15 protein-coding genes and 2 pseudogenes are annotated in these 15,490 nt (G+C 66.5%); 12 read left to right on the top strand and 5 right to left on the bottom strand.

Going from position 1 to position 15,490, the window contains the following annotated elements:
• Nucleotides 1-1,332 carry an MATE family efflux transporter gene (locus tag ACWETB_RS04435; protein WP_452209549.1) on the top strand — a complete coding sequence of 444 codons (1,332 nt, stop codon included), beginning with the start codon at nt 1-3 and terminating at the stop codon, nt 1,330-1,332.
• Nucleotides 1,333-1,955: 623 nt separating this feature from the next.
• On the opposite strand, the gene ACWETB_RS04430 is transcribed toward ACWETB_RS04435, so the two are convergent.
• A complete protein-coding gene (locus tag ACWETB_RS04430; RefSeq protein ID WP_452209547.1) occupies nt 1,956-2,768 on the bottom strand; it encodes a hypothetical protein in 813 nt (270 codons plus the stop codon).
• A gap of 57 nt (nt 2,769-2,825) precedes the next feature.
• Here ACWETB_RS04430 and ACWETB_RS04425 point away from each other — a divergent pair, with 57 nt between their 5' ends.
• The 6 genes from ACWETB_RS04425 to ACWETB_RS04400 all read left to right on the top strand — a co-directional run bounded on the left by ACWETB_RS04425 (nt 2,826) and on the right by ACWETB_RS04400 (nt 7,031).
• On the top strand, nt 2,826-3,830 hold the full coding sequence (locus ACWETB_RS04425; protein ID WP_452209545.1) for a metallophosphoesterase: 1,005 nt from the start codon (nt 2,826-2,828) through the stop codon (nt 3,828-3,830).
• Nucleotides 3,827-4,495 carry a 4'-phosphopantetheinyl transferase family protein gene (locus ACWETB_RS04420; protein WP_452209543.1) on the top strand — a complete coding sequence of 223 codons (669 nt, stop codon included), beginning with the start codon at nt 3,827-3,829 and terminating at the stop codon, nt 4,493-4,495. Before ACWETB_RS04425 ends, ACWETB_RS04420 begins: the two co-directional genes overlap by 4 nt.
• A 1-nt stretch (nt 4,496) precedes the next feature.
• Entirely contained in the window at nt 4,497-5,426 is a 930-nt protein-coding gene (truB, locus tag ACWETB_RS04415) for a tRNA pseudouridine(55) synthase TruB (protein ID WP_452209541.1), read from the top strand.
• A 132-nt stretch (nt 5,427-5,558) separates the two neighbouring features.
• Entirely contained in the window at nt 5,559-6,590 is a 1,032-nt protein-coding gene (locus ACWETB_RS04410; RefSeq protein WP_452209539.1) for an oxygenase MpaB family protein, read from the top strand.
• 1 nt (nt 6,591) lies between these two features.
• The gene (locus ACWETB_RS04405; RefSeq protein WP_452209537.1) at nt 6,592-6,780 is read left to right on the top strand and encodes a hypothetical protein; all 189 of its coding nucleotides are present in this window, start codon (nt 6,592-6,594) and stop codon (nt 6,778-6,780) included.
• Nucleotides 6,781-6,836: 56 nt separating this feature from the next.
• Nucleotides 6,837-7,031, top strand: coding sequence for a hypothetical protein (locus tag ACWETB_RS04400; protein WP_452209535.1), 195 nt, complete (start codon nt 6,837-6,839; stop codon nt 7,029-7,031).
• 39 nt (nt 7,032-7,070) lie between these two features.
• Here the strand turns inward: ACWETB_RS04400 and ACWETB_RS04395 are convergent, their stop codons facing one another.
• A complete protein-coding gene (locus ACWETB_RS04395) occupies nt 7,071-7,793 on the bottom strand; it encodes a metal-dependent transcriptional regulator (RefSeq protein ID WP_449744713.1) in 723 nt (240 codons plus the stop codon).
• Nucleotides 7,794-7,997: 204 nt separating this feature from the next.
• Between ACWETB_RS04395 and ACWETB_RS04390 the strand changes: the two genes are divergently transcribed.
• The 3 genes from ACWETB_RS04390 to ACWETB_RS04380 all read left to right on the top strand — a co-directional run bounded on the left by ACWETB_RS04390 (nt 7,998) and on the right by ACWETB_RS04380 (nt 12,320).
• Nucleotides 7,998-8,975, top strand: a complete 978-nt coding sequence (locus ACWETB_RS04390; RefSeq protein WP_449744714.1) for a bifunctional riboflavin kinase/FAD synthetase — start codon at nt 7,998-8,000, stop codon at nt 8,973-8,975.
• Nucleotides 8,976-9,252: 277 nt separating this feature from the next.
• A complete protein-coding gene (rpsO, locus tag ACWETB_RS04385) occupies nt 9,253-9,522 on the top strand; it encodes a 30S ribosomal protein S15 (RefSeq protein ID WP_348803490.1) in 270 nt (89 codons plus the stop codon).
• 515 nt (nt 9,523-10,037) lie between these two features.
• On the top strand, nt 10,038-12,320 hold the full coding sequence (locus ACWETB_RS04380; protein WP_348808129.1) for a polyribonucleotide nucleotidyltransferase: 2,283 nt from the start codon (nt 10,038-10,040) through the stop codon (nt 12,318-12,320).
• 374 nt (nt 12,321-12,694) lie between these two features.
• Here the strand turns inward: ACWETB_RS04380 and ACWETB_RS04375 are convergent.
• Nucleotides 12,695-13,453: pseudogene (locus ACWETB_RS04375) on the bottom strand (acyl-CoA dehydrogenase family protein); the annotation flags it as partial.
• A gap of 9 nt (nt 13,454-13,462) precedes the next feature.
• A complete protein-coding gene (locus ACWETB_RS04370) occupies nt 13,463-13,759 on the bottom strand; it encodes a hypothetical protein (protein WP_449744715.1) in 297 nt (98 codons plus the stop codon).
• A 217-nt stretch (nt 13,760-13,976) separates the two neighbouring features.
• Here ACWETB_RS04370 and ACWETB_RS04365 point away from each other — a divergent pair.
• A pseudogene (locus tag ACWETB_RS04365) lies at nt 13,977-15,142 on the top strand (IS3 family transposase).
• A gap of 15 nt (nt 15,143-15,157) precedes the next feature.
• Here the strand turns inward: ACWETB_RS04365 and ACWETB_RS04360 are convergent.
• Nucleotides 15,158-15,292, bottom strand: a complete 135-nt coding sequence (locus ACWETB_RS04360; RefSeq protein WP_452209531.1) for a hypothetical protein — start codon at nt 15,290-15,292, stop codon at nt 15,158-15,160.
• Between ACWETB_RS04360 and ACWETB_RS04355 the strand changes: the two genes are divergently transcribed.
• Nucleotides 15,272-15,412 carry a hypothetical protein gene (locus ACWETB_RS04355; protein ID WP_452209529.1) on the top strand — a complete coding sequence of 47 codons (141 nt, stop codon included), beginning with the start codon at nt 15,272-15,274 and terminating at the stop codon, nt 15,410-15,412. The genes ACWETB_RS04360 and ACWETB_RS04355 overlap by 21 nt on opposite strands.
• Nucleotides 15,413-15,490 lie beyond the last annotated feature (78 nt).

Genomic DNA, 15,490 nt, shown 5'->3' with positions numbered 1-15,490 from the left:
ATGCGACGCGTCGGGACCCTCACCATCTCGGCGCTTGCGGTGCTCATCGCCCCGCCGCTGTACCTACTGCTCGACCTGGCCGTGGTCGGCCGGCTCGGCGGTGACGAACTCGCCGCGCTCGCCGTCGCCACCCTGGTTCTGTCGATCATCAGCACCCAGCTGACGTTCCTCTCGTACGGAACGACGGCACGCTCGGCTCGACGGTTCGGCTCCGGTGATCGTGCCGGCGCCATTTCCGAAGGCGTACAGGCGAGTTGGATCGCGCTCGGCGCAGGTCTGCTGATCGTCGCCGTCACCTGGCCGATCGCGCCGTATGTGATGCGGGCATTGGTGGGTGATGCGTCCTCATCGTCGGCGACGGTGGCCACCGACGCCACCGAATGGCTGCGTGTGGCGGTGTTCGGCGTCCCGCTGATCCTGCTGTCGATGGCCGGCAACGGCTGGATGCGTGGCGTGCAGGAGACCCGTCGTCCGGTGATCTATGTGCTTGTCGGACTGTCACTTTCGGCGGTTCTCGTGGTCGGGCTGGTGCATGGACTGTGGGGGTTCCCGCGTCTGGGCATCGTCGGTAGCGCGATCGCCAATGTCATCGGGCAGTCCATCACCGGTGTCCTGTTCGCGACGCGGGTGATCCGCGAACACACCCGCGATTCGGGGGTGAGCTGGGCGGCATTCCGGCCCGATCGCGCCATGATCGGGGCACAACTGGTCATGGCCCGCGACCTCATCGTGCGCAGTCTCTCGTTCCAGATCTGCTTCGTCTCCGCGGCCGCCGTCGCCGCCCGATTCGGCGTCGCGCAGGTCGCGGCGCATCAACTGGTCCTGCAACTGTGGGAGTTCATGTCGTTGTTCCTGGACTCGGTGGCGATCGCCGCACAGGCGCTGGTCGGTGCCGCGCTCGGCGCCGGTTCGGTGTCCGTGGCCGTTTCGGTGGCCCGACGGGTGACGATCATGTCGGTGGCGGCGGCGGTGTTCATGGCCGGGGTGTTCGCCGCCGGCTCGTCGGTCCTGCCTCGGGTGTTCACCTCCGACGACGCGGTGCTCGACGCGATCGGTGTGCCGTGGTGGTTCTTCGTCGCGATGTTGCCGATCGCGGGTGTGGTGTTCGCCTTCGACGGCGTGCTTCTCGGTGCGGGCGACGCGGCGTTCCTGCGCACTGCCACCCTGATCGCCGCGTTGTGCGGGTTCCTGCCGTTGATCTGGCCGTCGCTGATTTTCGATTGGGGACTGGCCGGGGTGTGGACCGGCCTCGTCGTGTTCATGATCCTGCGGCTGGCCGCCGTCGGGTGGCGGATCGCGTCGGGGCGCTGGCGGCGGGTGGGAGTCGGCTGACGCGCGGTGTTCACTGCTGCGACGGCCACCCCGGTGGTTGCTGTGGCTGCTGTGGTGGCCAGGGCCCGGGTCCGGGTTGATGGCCGTACCAGCGGGGTCCGTGACCGTCCGGGTCCGTGACAGTACCGTGCAACGGCGTCGAGGGAGACTTCTGGTGGTCGGTGATCCCACGGCGCAGGAGCAGGCCGATGCCGTCGTAGGCCCACACGAGCAGAATGCCCAGGACCGTCAGCCCGAATGCGAGGCCGAGGAACGCGGCTCAGTTCGCCGTCGCCGCGTACACCGCGACGTCCCAGGGAATCCAGAGATCGCGGCTGGAAGGTGAGCGGCCAACCGCCGAGCCACACCACGCCGACGGCGGGTAGAACGCCGATCAGGCGGCGGGCATCCGGTGTCGTGCGAGACCCCATCCGGTGATGGGGCCGATCAGCAGCGTGATTCCGATGCGCCGGGTGCCAAAATTGCCGGGATCGCCGGGAGTGGCGGTGTCCCGAGGGGGTACGGAGCTGCCATCGTCACATCACCTCTCCGGCGTCGTTCGCGGGGACTCGATCCGTACTAGTTCAAGCCGTACTAGTTCAAGCCGCAGTGGTTCAAGCCGCAGTGGTTCAAGCCGCGGTCGTTCAGGACTGCGGTGGCCACGACTGCTGCGGCGGTGGCCATCCCTGCCCCTGCGCGGGCGGTGTCGGACCGGCTTGGCCCGGCCACTGCGTGCCGTAACCCTGCGTGCCGTAACCCTGGCCGTGACCCCCGACGCCGCCGAACGGCGACGACGGCGGCGGGGAGGCGTTGCGTTGTGATGCCAGCCCGAAGCCGTCGCACCCCCAGAAGATCAGGATGCCGACGATCCAGAAGGCGTAGTCGATGGCGTTGCCCGCCAGCGCACGCCGGAAGTCGCTGTCGATGTATGGCAGTTCCCAGTTGGCCCACACGGCCAGCGCGATCAGGATCGCCACGGGCAGGAGACCGATCCAGGTGAAGCCGGTCCGCCGCCGGGCGATGGTCCACCCGAGGATGACACCGGAGTAAAGCACCACGGTCCCGGTCCACCAGAGCGCCTTGAACTGCCAGTCCGCCCAGTCGAGGAAATTGTCCTCAGACACCACCCAGAACACCTGCAGGATTCGGTGGACACCGATCAACACCAGCGCGACCAGGGCTCCGACGATCCGCCGGGTCGTCGTCCGTCCCCACAGTGCCAGGACCCCGACAAAGATCAGGCCGAGCACGGACCAGGCCGCCAAGTTCGGCCACTCATCGACATCCACCTGGATCAGCACGTACTGCAGTGCCACCGACAGCACGAAGAACACCACGCCGATACCCGCGCTGATCAGCGCCTGCACCCACCACGGCCCACGGTCACCGAGGGCGGGGCTGCGGGCGGGTACCGGTGCAACGGGAGGATAGCCAGGGGAGTGCACCGCGTGTGTCACGTGGACCCGGCCACCGCCGGGATAGTGTCATCCGGGCGCATGGCACGATGGATCCCCGTGGCAACTCTCTGGGCGATCAGCGATCTGCACGTTGCGCATCGCGGCAACGAGCACATCGTCGACCAGATCCGTCCGACCTCCGATCAGGACTGGCTGATCGTCGCCGGCGACGTGGCCGAACGCACCGACGACATCGTCGACACCCTGCGACGGTTGCGTGCCCGATTCCACACCGTCGTCTGGGTGCCCGGCAATCACGAGCTCTACACCACCGCCAAGGATCCGCTGCAGATCTTCGGCGCGGCACGCTACGACTACCTCGTGCAGGCCTGCCGTGACCTCGGTGTCGTCACGCCCGAGGACATCTACCCACTGTTCGATCCCGGTGACGGATCCGCGCCGGTGCGGGTGGTGCCGATGTTCCTGCTCTACGACTACACCTTCCGGCCCGAGGGAACCTCGACGGCACTGGCGGCCCTGGCGTTGGCGCGGGAACGCAATGTGGTGGCCACCGACGAATTCCTGTTGTCGCCGGAGCCCTACCCGACCCGCGACGCGTGGGGGCGGGCGCGGGTGGCGGCGACCCGGGCCCGGCTCGAGGCGCTCGACCCGGCCGAGCAGACGATCCTGATCAATCATTGGCCGCTGCGGCGTGAACCGACCGACGCACTGATGTATCCGGAGTTCGCCTTGTGGTGCGGCAGCACCGAGACCGCGGACTGGCACACCCGCTTCAACGCGGCCTGCTGCGTGTACGGACACCTGCACATCCCGCGCACCACCTTCTACGACTTCGTGCGGTTCGAAGAGGTGTCGGTGGGTTATCCGCGGGAATGGAAGCGGCGCGGTCTGCCCGAACCATTGCTGCGGCAGATCACTCCCGACCCGGGACTCCGCGAAGAGGATCTGCCGCCGCACGGCGCACGCTTCGAACTGCCGCCCGATTATGAGAGGCGGGCCGAGGAGTTCCAACGGCGACGCGCCGAGCGCCGGGAACGACAGGCGGCCCGACGTGCGCAAAGCTCCCCGACCCAGCCGACGCCGGAAGGACCCGAGACGTGATCGAACGCCTGCTGCCCTCGGGTGTGGCCTCGGCCGAATCCTTCGGTGACCCACCGGGTCTCACCCCGCTGCCGGGGGAGGAGTCGCTGATCTACCGTGCGGTGGAGAAACGTCGCCGCGAGTTCACCACCGCGCGGCACTGTGCCCGCGAAGCGCTCGGCCAACTCGGCATCGAGCCCGTCGCGATCATGCGGGGCGAGCGCGGAATGCCGTTGTGGCCCAAGAATGTTGTCGGCAGTCTCACCCATTGCGACGGATACCGGGCGGCGATCGTCGGTTACGGCATGGCGGTTCGATCCCTCGGCATCGACGCCGAACCCCACGACGCGCTACCCGACGGCGTGCTCGACCACACCAGCCTGCCGGAGGAACGTGAGGTTCTCGCCGGGCGTCCGGACACCCTGCACTGGGATCGACTGTTGTTCTGCGCCAAGGAGGCCACCTACAAGGCGTGGTTCCCGCTCACCGAGCGGTGGCTGGGATTCGAGGACGCGCACATCACCTTCGCCCGGGACGACGACGCCGCCGGTGCACCGACCGGAACGTTCCGGTCGCGCATCCTGATCGACGGTCGCACCGTCGACGGAGGAGCTCCGCTCGACGAACTGCACGGACGCTGGACGGTCGACAACGGCCTCATCCTCACCACGATCGTGAACGTCTGACATGGCCGACGCATCGATCGAAAACGCCGGTCTGGTCATCGTCGACAAGACCGCCGGGATCACCAGCCACGACGTCGTCGCTCGGTGCCGCAAGATCTTCAACACCCGCCGGGTCGGTCACGCGGGCACCCTCGACCCGATGGCGACCGGTGTGCTCGTGGTCGGAATCGAGAGGGCGACAAAGCTTCTCGGGCTGTTGTCGTTGACCACCAAGAGTTACACCGCCACCATCCGGCTGGGCGCGGCCACCGACACCGATGACCGCGAGGGGCAAATCATCTCCCGCGGCGCGGTCGAGGCGATCACCGACGAGGCTGTCGATGCCGCCGTCGCAGATCTCACCGGCGACATCCAACAGGTGCCGGCCAAGGTCAGCGCCATCAAGGTCGACGGCCGACGTGCGCACGCCCTGGTGCGCACCGGAGCCGACTTCGACCTCGAGGCGCGTCCGGTGGTGGTGTCGCGCTTCGAGATTCGTGACCGCCGCCGCGTCGACGTTGCGGCCGATGAGGCCTACCCCGGAGGCGCGTTCCTCGACCTCGACGTCGAGGTCGACTGTTCAGCCGGCACCTACATCCGTTCGCTGGCACGCGATCTCGGGGCGGCGCTGGGCGCGGGCGGACATCTCACCGCCCTGCGGCGCACCGCGGTGGGGCCGTTCACGCTCGAGCATTCCCGCACGCTCGACGATCTCGCCGAGACCCCACGACTGTCGCTGACGATTGACGAGGCGGCCCTGTTGTCGTTCCCGCGGCGCGACATCGACGACGACGAGGCCGAATCCATCTCACAGGGGCGGTGGCTGCGGCCGATCGGCCTGACCGGAATCTACGTCGCCGTCGATCCGTCCGGACAGGCGATCGCGCTCATCGAGGAGAAGGGCCGTCGGGCGAGTTCGGTGATGGTGGTGCGACCGGCCACGCTGCGCTGACACCGCACACGCCAGTTCACATGTGAGGTGCGCCGACCCCTCGGCATTCATGACCGGCGTCACGTCGTCGTGCGCTGTCGACTATTCTGATCACGTACGTATCCAGATCGGGGGCGCAGGATGACGAGGTCGATGGGTCGGCACCGGCGACGCGGTGACGCCAACAGCGATGATGCAGGTCAGGACGCGGGTAACGACGGCTCCGAGGTGGCCGTTGTCCGGCCGGGCGTCGCCGAATCCGTGCGACCGGCGACCGGCCGGTACCTCACGGACTGGCAGAACACCATTGCGCGGTTGACCACGGAACAGACCCGCATCTCCATCGCCACCCCACGGCGTGCCACCAGCGCGGAGCACGCCGGGCAGCGGATTCAGGAAGCCCTCGACGGGTGGGCGGCTGCCGGTGCGGCCGCGAACGTCGCGATGCAACTGGGTTGGCCGGAAGTGGGCTACGGCGTGATGGAATCCCGCGTCGAATCCGGGGCACTGATGATGCACCCGTGGAAGCGCCTACGCACCACCGCCCAGTACCTCGCCGTGGCCATTCTCGGCACCGAGGAGGAGCGCGCCGCCTACCGGGAGGCGGTGAACTCGGCCCACCGCCACGTGTGCAGCACCGAATCCTCACCGGTGAAGTACAACGTCTTCGACCGGGAACTGCAGATGTGGGTCGCGGCGTGTCTGTTCATCGGTTTCGAGGACACCCACCAGCTGCTGTTCGGAAAGATGACCCCCGAGCAGGCCGAGGAGTTCTACCAGAGTGCCCGCCCGCTCGGCACCACGCTGCAGGTGCCCGACGACATGTGGCCGGCCACGCGCGCCGACTTCGAACACTTCTGGAACGTGGCGTGTGAGCGGATCGCCTACGACGAGATGCAGCGAGAGTTCCTCAACCGGTTGATCGACCTCAAGATGGTCACCCCGCTGATGCGGTACCCCCTGCGCGGCCTCTTGCGGTTCCTGACGATCGGCTCACTCGCGCCGGTATTCCGCGAGCGGATGGGGCTGCAGTGGCGACCCATCGATCAGCGGCGCTTCGACAATCTCTTCCTGTTCGTCGGCTTCACCAATCGTTTTCTGCCGCAACCACTTCGATTCTGGGCCTTCCACCTGGGGATGGGTGACCTGCGACATCGGATCCGCACCGGAAGGGATCTGGTGTGACATGAAGACCATCAACCGCATCCTCGACCACCAGATGAAGGTCTCCGAGATCCTCGGAGCCCTCATCCTCATCGGCATCCCCTACGGAATCATCGGCGTGGTGTGGACCTTGACCCACACCGCGCATCTTGCCGACATCGACAACCCGGTCGACAAGGTCGTCTCCTTCCTCGGAGCGATCGTGTGCTGACCCGTGCTGACGTTCGCCAACGTCACAATGACCTGAAACCGCCCGGAGACACACTGATGATGACACTGGTACGGCTCATCGACCTGTTCGTCGAGTTCGTGAGAATCCTGCTCGGACAGGGCCCCGGGGGACCGATCGTCCGCGCCCTGGCGTGGTTGGTGGTGATCGCGGTCGGTGCGGTGGCCATTGCGCTCGTGGCCTGGTTCGTCGTGTCGATCCCGGCCATCGTCGACGCGATCAACGGTTCCTGACGCCGTCCGAAAGGGATTGTCCGGCTCGGTGATCCGTCGTCAGGGCGTCGGCACGAGGAAGATCGCGCGGGCCGCGATGTCCCCGATGTCCAGGGCGTCGCCGTCGTCGATGGAAATCGAGATCGTCCCGGCGAACGGTCGTTTGCCGGTCACCGTCACCCGGCAGTCGAGCGCCACGCCGACCTCGTCGAAGTAGCGCAGCATCTCCGGGTCGTCGTCGGAGATCCGTGCCACGGTTCCCGACGCGCCGACGTCGAGATCGGCAAGCGAATCGGCATCGGGGGTCGGGACCGAACCGTCGACGGCCGGGATCGGATCACCGTGGGGGTCGCGGTTGGGATGGCCCAGCTTGGCGTCGAGTCGCGCCATCAGCCGGTCGGACACCGCATGCTCGAGGACCTCGGCCTCGTCGTGCACCTCGTCCCAGCTGTAGCCGAGCTCGCGGACCAGGAAGGTTTCCAGCAGGCGATGCCGTCGGACCATGAGAACGGCTGCGGTGCGGCCGGATTCGGTGAGCGTCACCGCGCCGTAGCGCTCATGGGACACCAGGCCCTGATCGGCGAGTTTGCGGATCGATTCCGATGCCGTGGACGCCGACACGCCCATCTTGTCGGCGAGCAGCTTCGTGGTGACCTTGACCTCGGCCCATTCCTGTGAGGTCCAGATCACCTTCAGATAGTCCTGGGTCACCGTCGACAGCTCCGCCACCGCCTGTTCGGCGCCGGTGCCTCGGCGCGGCGTGGACGCTCCTTTGGTGGGCATATCGGCAAGCTTAGGACGCCGTCGCACCAACGGCGAAGCCGACGCTCCCACTGTGTGGATCACGGAGTGATCGCCCGCGCCGCACCGTGTGTGCCGCCGGTCTCGCCATGTCCGGTTCACCGGTGTCGAACGACTACGTCACGCCGGGTTCATCCGGGGAGGCGGTGCTGGTTTGGTGCGCCGTCGCGTCGTAGTCTGGTCGGCGTGTTGCGTTGGCGAGGTCTGGACGATGTGCCCGCGGACTGGGGGCGTTGCGTGGTGACGATCGGTGTGTTCGACGGGGTCCATCGTGGTCATGCCGAGTTGATCGGTGCCGCGACGCGGGCCGCGCACGACCGGGGTGTGCCCGCGGTGCTGATGACGTTCGATCCGCACCCCGCCGAGGTGGTGCGCGCCGGCAACCACCCGCCGCAACTGACCACGCTGACCCGACGTGCCGAACTCGCCGAGCAGCTGGGCATCGACGTGTTCTGTGTCATGCCGTTCACACCCGAACTTGCGTCGCGGACACCCAAGGACTTCGCGCACGACATCCTGGTGGAACGACTGCACGCCGCCGACGTGGTGGTCGGCGCGAACTTCACCTTCGGCAAGAAGGCCGCCGGTGATGTCGCCAAACTCGCCGAACTCGGTGCGAAGTTCGGGTTCGAGGTGCAGGCGATCTCGCTGTTCGGCGAGCATGCGGTCACCTACTCGTCGACCTACATCCGCTCCTGTGTGGCCGCCGGCGACGTCGAGCGGGCCGCCGAGGCGCTCGGCCGGCCGCACCGGGTCGAGGGGGTCGTCGTCCGCGGTGACGGCCGGGGTCGCGAATTGGGTTATCCGACAGCCAATGTCGCACCCCCGATGCATGCCGCCATCCCCGCCGACGGCGTGTACGCCGCGTGGTTCACGGTGCTCGGCGCCGGACCCGTCGTCGGCCAGGTGGTGCCGGGGGAGCGGTATCAGGCCGCCGTGTCGGTGGGCACCAATCCGACATTCTCCGGGCGTACCCGCACCGTGGAGGCCTTCGTCCTCGACACCAGCGCCGACCTCTACGGCCAGCAGGTCGCCGTCGACTTCGTCAGCCACATCCGCCCGATGGAACCCTTCGACAGCATTGACGGCCTGATCAAGGCCATCGCCGACGACGTCGACAAGACGCGGGTGCTGCTGGCAGCCGACAGCGCCGAGACCGACTGAGTTGACGTCGACAACCGGACTCCGGGTCTCCGGAGTTCTTTCTGTCGTGCTCGGAGTGCTTGCGGTCGCAGTTTTTTTGGTGGCTCTACTCCGAGCCACGCCACATGCCGTGGTGCAACGGGTCCTGACCACCGATTTGGGTACACCACTTCTCCGCTGGTAAATTTGTCTCTCGGCGTTGCTGCAGTCCGCGGTGGCACGCCGCCGACGAACCGTCCGGGTGGGCGGGTTCGCAGGATCTGAAGTTGACGCGGTACTGAGAAACAGGAGTAATTCCATGGCGCTGACTGCTGCCGAGAAGAAGACCATCCTCACCGAGTACGGCCTGCACGAGACCGACACCGGTTCCCCCGAGGCCCAGGTGGCGCTGCTGACCAAGCGCATCACCGACCTCACCGAGCACCTCAAGACCCACAAGCATGATCACCACAGCCGTCGTGGTCTGCTGCTGCTGGTCGGCCGTCGTCGCCGCCTGCTCAAGTACGTCGCCAAGGTCGACATCAACCGTTACCGCTCGCTGATCGAGCGTCTCGGCCTGCGTCGCTGAGCGACCTTCGACACCGTCGCTGAGCGACCTGTCGGCACTGTCGCTGAGCGACCTTCGACACCGTCGCTGAGCGAACACCAGACACCGCGAACCGGTCATCTCCGCTGGAGGTGGCCGGTTCGTCATATCGGCAGTGATAAACTGACCAACGGAACGTTGCCCGTGACGAAGATTTGACGCACGGAAGCGATGACGAGCCAGATCGGTTTTCGGTAGTGGCCGCCGGAACGTGACCCGCACGAATGGGTCGTAGGACAGAAGTTTCCGGCCGCTTCGATCGAAGGCCGTCTGAGCACACGCGGTGCGCAACGAGTGCGCCGATCGCCTCCCGCCGACGATTTCTCTTCCCGGCAGTTCCGGGGCTGATGCACACGTGCACCCCGATCCGGGGATTCACAGGACAGGTGTTCTGCGTGCACGTCGTGGCAGGCCCACAGCCGTATAACGAAGGCCGCGCGGACGCGGCCACCCCACGGCCGCACGACGCGGCCGCAACGAAGGGATCACCACCCCACATGTCAGATGTGACCACCACCGACGACTTCGCCGACGACTACGACGAAGCCATCACCGAGGCCACTGCCGTCATTGACAACGGCAGCTTCGGTACTCGCACCATCCGATTCGAGACCGGGCGCCTCGCGCTGCAGGCCGCCGGCTCGGTGACCGCCTACCTCGACGACGACACCATGCTGCTGTCGACCACTGCGGCGTCCAAGCACCCGAAGGAGCATTTCGACTTCTTCCCGCTGACCGTCGACGTCGAGGAGCGGATGTATGCCGCCGGGCGTATCCCCGGTTCGTTCTTCCGTCGCGAGGGCCGCCCGTCCACCGACGCCATCCTCACCTGCCGCCTGATCGACCGTCCGCTGCGTCCGTCCTTCGTCGACGGCCTGCGCAACGAGATCCAGGTGGTCGTCACCATCCTCTCGCTCGACCCGAAGGACCTCTACGACGTCGTCGCTATCAACGCCGCGTCGGCCTCCACCCAGCTCGCCGGACTGCCGTTCTCCGGCCCGGTCGGCGGTGTGCGCGTCGCGCTCATCCCCACCGAGGAGAACAAGGCCGGCCAGTGGGTCGCCTTCCCGACCGTGGAGCAGCTCGAGGGTGCCGTGTTCGACATGGTCGTCGCCGGGCGCATCGTGGGTGGGTCCGGCGACACCGCCGACGTCGCGATCATGATGGTCGAGGCCGAGGCCACCGAGAACGTCATCGACCTCATCGCCGGTGGCGCCCAGGCGCCGACCGAGTCGATCGTCGCCGAGGGCCTCGAGGCCGCCAAGCCGTTCATCGCCCGTCTCTGCGAGGCACAGAAGTCGCTCGCCGACGCCGCCGCCAAGGCGACCGCCGAGTTCCCGCTCTTCCCGCCGTATGAGACCGACGTCTTCGACGCCGTCTCCGCCGCCGCGAGCGAGCAGCTGAGCCAGATCCTCACCATCGCCGGCAAGAAGGAACGCGACGAGAAGACCGACGAACTCAAGGCGCAGATCCTCGACCAGCTCGGCGATCAGTTCGAGGGACGCGAGAAGGAGATCGGCGCGGCCTACCGCTCGGTCACCAAAAAGCTGGTGCGTCAGCGCATCCTGACCGACCACTTCCGCATCGACGGCCGCGGCATCACCGACATCCGGTCGCTGTCGGCGGAGGTCGCGGTCATCCCGCGCGCCCACGGCAGCGCGCTGTTCGAGCGTGGCGAGACCCAGATTCTGGGCGTCACCACCCTCGACATGGTGAAGATGGCCCAGCAGATCGACTCGCTGACGCCGGAAACCTCCAAGCGCTACATGCACCACTACAACTTCCCGCCGTATTCGACCGGTGAGACCGGTCGCGTCGGGTCGCCCAAGCGTCGTGAGATCGGCCACGGTGCGCTCGCCGAACGTGCCCTGGTGCCGGTCATCCCGAGCGTCGAGGAGTTCCCGTACGCCATCCGTCAGGTCTCCGAGGCGTTGGGCTCCAACGGTTCCACCTCGATGGGGTCGGTGTGCGCCTCCACCATGTCGCTGTTGAATGCCGGTGTGCCGCTTCGCGCCCCGGTTGCCGGCATCGCCATGGGTCTGGTGTCCGACACCGTTGACGGCGAAACCCGTTATGTCGCACTGACCGACATCCTCGGCGCCGAAGATGCCTTCGGCGACATGGACTTCAAGGTCGCCGGCACCAAGGACTTCGTCACCGCCCTGCAGCTCGACACCAAGCTCGACGGCATCCCCAGCCAGGTGCTGGCCGGTGCGCTGAGCCAGGCCAAGGATGCGCGTCTGACGATCCTGGACGTGATGGCCGAGGCGATCGACGAGCCCGACGAGATGAGCCCGTACGCCCCGCGGATCACCACCATCAAGATCCCGATGGACAAGATCGGTGAGCTGATCGGCCCCAAGGGCAAGACCATCAACGGCATCACCGAGGACACCGGCGCCAACATCTCCATCGAGGACGACGGCACCGTGTTCATCGGCGCCTCCGACGGCGAGTCGGCGCAGGCCGCGATCGATAAGGTCAACGCCATCGCCAACCCGCAGCTGCCGAAGGTGGGCGAGCGGTTCCTCGGCACCGTCGTCAAGACCACCGCATTCGGTGCGTTCGTGTCGCTGCTGCCGGGTCGCGACGGCCTGGTGCACATCTCCAAGCTCGGTAAGGGCAAGCGCATCAACAAGGTCGAAGACGTCGTGAACGTCGGATCGAAGCTGCGTGTAGAGATCGCCGATATCGACGAGCGCGGCAAGATCAGCCTGGTGCCGGTGGACGAGGACGCCAAGTCCGAGGCCCCCGCCGAGAAGGCGACCGCCGACGCCTGATCGTCGGCATCGCCGACGCTCGCCCGCGGACCCCGGCGGCCTCGGGCAGGCTCACATGATCGTCGCAACACCCCTCAGATGGGGGGGTTGCGACGATCATGTCGTTTCAGGGGATCGTGGTCACTTCGGTGCCCATTGGGCGCGGCTGATCGATGCCGGTGCCGGTGAACAACGCCGTCGTGGCGGGTGCGCCGCGGAAGCGGTGCGGGCGATCCTTGACCGATATCGGTCGGCCGTGGGGCGACCGGGTGGACCGAGTAGGCCGGCCGATCCGAATCGGATCATCATGGCGGTGTTCGACCGGTCCGGGTCGAACACCTGACCCGCGATCGGCGCCCCGTCCAACTCGAGGGGGTGTGGACCGGTTCGTCGGCTCACGCTTCTGGTGCGGCGCCGCGTTGTCCCGACTGGCTCAATCCCAGTGATTTGCTGATGATCTCATTCATGATCTCGTTCGATCCACCGCCGATGCCAAGGATGCGGGCATCGCGATAGAGGCGCTCGACCTCCGTCTCACGGATGTATCCCATGCCACCGAAGATCTGCACGGCCTCGTTGACGACGTGGTCGCACGCGGCTACGGCGGTGTTTTTGGCCATCGCCACCTCCGCAGACACTCGTTGTCCGTCGACAAAGCGTGCGGCGATGTCGCGCACGAAGGTGCGCGCGGCGACCGTTTGACGGGTCATTTCGGCTAGTTTGTGGCGGATCACCTGACGTGCTGCCAGGGGCCGGCCGAAGGTCGAACGCTGGCGAACCCACGGAATCGTCACATCGATGGCTCGCTGGGCCGTGGCGTATGCCTGAACCGCGAGTTGGAGTCGCTCGCCGTCGAGGCGAGTCATCAGCTGTGTGAAGGCAGTTCCTTCCGGGCCGACAAGATTCGCTGCTGGAACCCGCACATCCTGGTAGGAGAGTTCGGCGGTATCCGAGCACAGGCACCCCATCTTGGGCAGGGCACTCGTCACCGAGAATCCGGGCGTGTCGGTGTCCACCACGAGTAGCGACAGTCCGCCGTGACCGGAGTCGCCGGTACGGACGACCGTCGTGACGTAGTCGGCACGCGTTCCCGAGGTGATGTAGGTCTTGGCACCGTTGACCACGAAGCTGTCGCCGTCGCGCACCGCCTTTGTCGCTTCAACTCAGCCGAGTACCGCTTCGATCCTGCTGCCATAGGTTTCATCCTCCCTTGAGAGGAGCCCTCCGGAAACACCGGGACGGATCACTCGCAGGCCAAGCAGTTTCTGGAGCGTCAGGTTGGGGCGCCCCTGGGTGCCGGGGGTGACCAACAGTCCGTCGATGTCGCCAAGCTGCATCCCGGCGTCGGCGGTGGCGCGACGCGCCGCGTCAGCAGCGAAATCGCTTGCGCTGCGCCCGTAGACCTTTCCAACCTCGGTCAGCCCGAGTCCGGCGATGGTGGCGATGGATGCCTCACTCATGTCAGCGGCCTACCCAGTTCGGTGCTCGCCGTTCGATGAAAGCCCGCGGTCCTTCTTGTGCATCCGCGCTCTTGATGACCGTTCGGGTTTGTGCGTCGCTATATGCCCAGACTTCCCGATCCCAGTCGGAGCCCAGGGCGAGATTGGGGTCTGCTGCACCGATAGGTGACATCTGATCTGGCTTGCCCGGGAGGGCAGGTCTGGAAGGATGACTATCGTGGCCAAGCCCTATCCGAAAGAGTTCCGTGATGACGTGGTCCGGGTTGCCCGCGACCGCGAGAGCGGTGTGACGATCGAGCAGATCGCTAAAGACTTCGGGGTACACCCGATGACCTTGCAGAAGTGGATGCGACGCGCCGATATCGATGACGGCAACAAACCCGGGATGACTTCTGGTCAGGCGGCGGAACTGCGGGAAGCGAACTAACGAATCCGCCTGTTGGAGCAGGAGAATGAGGTGTTGCGGCGGGCGGCGGCGTATCTGTCGCAGGCGAACCTACCGGGAAAAGGATCTACCCGCTCGTGAAAGAGCTCGCCGCGGACGGGATTCCCGTCGCGGTGACGTGCCGGGTGCTCAAGCTCTCCCGCCAGCCGTACTACCGGTGGCTGACCGACCCGGTCACCACCGCCGAGCGGGTCGTAGCGGAGCGCGCGAACGCGCTGTTCAACGCTCATCGTGATGACCCGGAGTTCGGGTACCGGTTCCTCGCTGATGAGGCCGAAGCTGCTGGCCAGAGCATGAGTGCGCGGACGGCGTGGCGGATCTGCCACGGGAACGGCTGGTGGTCGAGGTTCGGCAAGAAACGAGGCCGGGGCGGGAAGAGGCCCGGCCCACCGGTGCATGACGATCTGGTCGAACGCGACTTCACCGCCGACACACCGAACGAATTGTGGTTGACCGATATCACCGAGCACTGGACCGACGAGGGCAAGCTCTACCTCTGCGCGATCAAAGATGCCTGCTCGGGGCGGATCGTTGGGTACAGTATCGACTCCCGCATGCAGTCCCGTCTCGCCGTGACCGCACTCAACAACGCCGTTACCCGCCGAAAGGGCGATGTGTCGGGCTGTATCATCCACTCGGACAGGGGTTCTCAGTTCCGGTCCCGTAAGTTCGTGTCCGCGGTGAATCGACATGGTCTGGTCGGGTCCATGGGGCGGGTCGGAGCTGCCGGTGACAACGCCGCGATGGAATCGTTCTTCGCGCTGCTGCAGCGCAACGTCCTTGACCGGCAACGGTGGGCGACTCGCGAGGAACTACGGATGGCGATCGTCACGTGGATCGAACGGACCTACCACCGCCGGCGCCGTCGGGTCCGCCTCAGCCGGTTGACCCCGATCGAATACGAGACCATCATCAACACAGCCGCCTCAGCGGCATGACACCGCAACTGTCACCTAATCGTGCAGCAGTCCCTTGTGATAAATGATGCGCTTGCTGGCGGCGACCGCGACCGGGGCGTTGGCGGCGATGGTTTCGGCAAGGGCGATGGCTGACTCAAGGACCTCGGCGTGGGGGACGACCCGGTTCACCAGGCCCCACTGCAGGGCGGCGGCGCCGATATCGACGAGCGCGGCAAGGTCAGCCTGGCAACGGTGGACGAGGACGCCTCGTACGAGGCCCCGGCCGAGAAGGAAGCCTCCGACGCGTGATCGTTCCTGACGAAGCCATCAGTCCGCTCGCCGAGAAGGTTCGGCGCGGGTCGCGGTCGGCGAAGTAGGACCCCAGGG

This window comes from Gordonia sp. NPDC003950, assembly GCF_053605205.1.
The sequence above is the reverse complement of the archived record's forward strand: the minus strand, read 5'-3'. Positions and strand labels throughout refer to the sequence as shown.